This window comes from Longimicrobium sp., assembly GCA_036387335.1.
Taxonomy (GTDB): domain Bacteria; phylum Gemmatimonadota; class Gemmatimonadetes; order Longimicrobiales; family Longimicrobiaceae; genus Longimicrobium.
Window position 1 is genome coordinate 1 of sequence record DASVTZ010000107.1, and the last position, 2140, is coordinate 2140.

Consider the following 2140-nt stretch of genomic DNA (forward strand, 5'->3'; position numbering starts at 1 on the left):
CCGGAATGGGTTCACGGCGAAACGTAGCGCGCGCGTGACCCGGCGCAAGGAAGCGCGCCCCTTGCCGGGCGCGGAAGCGGGGGGTTAGCGTTCGCGCTCGCCCGCGCTCCACCCCCTGCCCCGCTTCCATGACCCGCGCCCTCGTCGCCGCGCTGTTCGCCGCCGCATTCGCCATCCCCGCCGCCGCCCAGACCCCGCGCCAGGCCATCCTCGCCGAGCTGGACACGGCTGAACGGGCCGTCGCCTCGCGCGGCTTCGTCCCCGACACGCGCGCCATCGGCCGCGCGTCGCTGATGGGCGAGCTCCCGCGCGGCGGCTCCGTGCGCCTGGAGCTGAACCTTCGCGCGGGCCGCCGCTACAGCGTGGTCGCCGGTTGCGGCCCGTCCTGCGACGACCTCGACCTGCGCGCCTTCGCCGCCGACGCCGCCGAGGTCCTGGCCGAGGACGTGGAAGCCGACGCCCGCCCCGTCCTCACCTTCGTCGCCGACGCCACCGGCCCGCACCTCCTCTCCGTCACCATGGCCGGCTGCCGCACCGACTTCTGCGCCTTCGGCCTCCGCATCCTCTCCCGCTGACCGCCCCAACACAAAGGTCCGCCGGCGCCTCTCCGCGCCGACGGACCCCAAGTTCGTCCCCACCAGACCGCTTCAGCGGTCTTCGCGTGGTTCCAGCCGGGGGATTCATCCCCCGGCGGTGCCCGCCTCCCGCCGCCTCACCGTCTGCCATGCAAAGAACACCGGGATCCCCAGCAGGATGATCCCGAACCCGAACAGCGTCGGCCCCGTATCGCGGATCGCCGCGTTGAGGAGCATCGCCACGGACGCGAGGAGGAAGACGATCGGTACCACGGGATACCCCCACGTACGGTACGGACGCTCCAGCTCCGGCCGCTTGCGTCGCAGGGTGAAAACGGCGAGCACCGCCAGCGCGTAGAACGGCCAGATCCCCAGGATGAAAGCGTCCGCCAGCTCCTCGAAGCTGCGGAACGAGACGTACCCAATCCCCAGCACCGCCGCCATCGTAATGGCCGCGTACGGCGTGCGGAAGCGCGGGTGCACCGCCGCGATGGGGCGGAAGAAGAGCCCGTCCTCCGCCATCGCGTAGAAGATGCGCGGCCCCGTCATCGTCGACCCGTTCAGCGCGCCGAACGCCGAAAGCATCACCATCGCCGCCACGATCGACGCACCCACCTGCCCGAACAGCACGCGCGCCGCGTCCGAGGCCACCAGCGGCTTCCCTGGCATCTGCGACGACGGAAGGACGTACAGGTACGCGGCGTTCACCACCAGGTAGATGGCCACCACCGCGGCGGTGCCCCCCAGCAGCGCGCGCGGCAGAGTGCGGTCCGGGTCCTTGACCTCACCGGCCATGAACGTCAGGTCCGCCCACCCGTCGTACGCCCACATCACCGCGACCAGCGCGATCCCGAACCCGCCCCAGCTCGTCGGGGACCAGAGGATCGGCTGCGCGAAGCTGCCGCCGGCGTAGTCGCCCACCACGAACGCCGTTACCGCGAGCCCCACCAGCGTCGCCGCCTTGGCCGCCGTGGACGCGTTCTGCACCAGCGCGCCGAACTTCAGCGACACGATGTTGGCGGTCGCCAGCGTAACGATCGCCGCCATCGCCACGAACCGTACCTGCCCCTTGGAGATGGGCACAAAGGTCTGCACGTACTCCGCGAAGAGCATCGCGATGCCGCCCAGCGCCGACGGCCGGATCACCAGCATCTCCGTCCACCCGAAGAGGAAGGCGGGGAGCGGCCCGTACGCCTCACGGAGAAAGACGTAGATCCCGCCGGAGCGAGGAAAGAGCGCCGCCAGCTCGGCCAGCGTCAGCGCGCCGAAGAGGGCGATCAGCGCGCCGAGGATCCAGAGCATCGCCATCGCCCCCACCGTCCCCACCTCGCCGGAGATGGTGCTGGGCACGCGAAAGATCCCGCTCCCGATCGTCGACCCCACCAGCACCGCCATGGCGCTCCACAGCCCGAGCTGCCGCTGCAGCCGGTCCGTACCGGGTCCGGGATCGTTGTCCGGGAGTGCCGCGCCTGAAGCGTGGGTGTGCATGCGTGTCCGTGTGGGATGGGAGGCGTGGAACGGGGGCGGTCCTGCGAAGATAAGCGCTCGCCTGGAGCCGCAACAGC

2 protein-coding genes are annotated in these 2140 nt (G+C 71.2%); one reads left to right on the forward strand and one right to left on the reverse strand.

Annotated features, from left to right (window positions below; all coding sequences use genetic code 11):
- Positions 1 to 128: 128 nt before the first annotated feature.
- Positions 129 to 575, forward strand: a complete 447-nt coding sequence (locus tag VF647_09760; protein HEX8452371.1) for a hypothetical protein — start codon at positions 129 to 131, stop codon at positions 573 to 575.
- 105 nt (positions 576 to 680) lie between these two features.
- On the opposite strand, the gene VF647_09765 is transcribed toward VF647_09760, so the two are convergent.
- A complete protein-coding gene (locus VF647_09765) occupies positions 681 to 2063 on the reverse strand; it encodes an amino acid permease (GenBank protein HEX8452372.1) in 1383 nt (460 codons plus the stop codon).
- Positions 2064 to 2140: the final 77 nt, after the last annotated feature.

Excerpts from the sequence above, each read along its gene's own strand:
- VF647_09760 (HEX8452371.1), top strand. The coding sequence starts at position 129 with ATGACCCGCGCCCTCGTCGCCGCGCTGTTCGCCGCCGCATTCGCCATC.
- VF647_09765 (HEX8452372.1), bottom strand. The coding sequence starts at position 2,063 with ATGCACACCCACGCTTCAGGCGCGGCACTCCCGGACAACGATCCCGGA.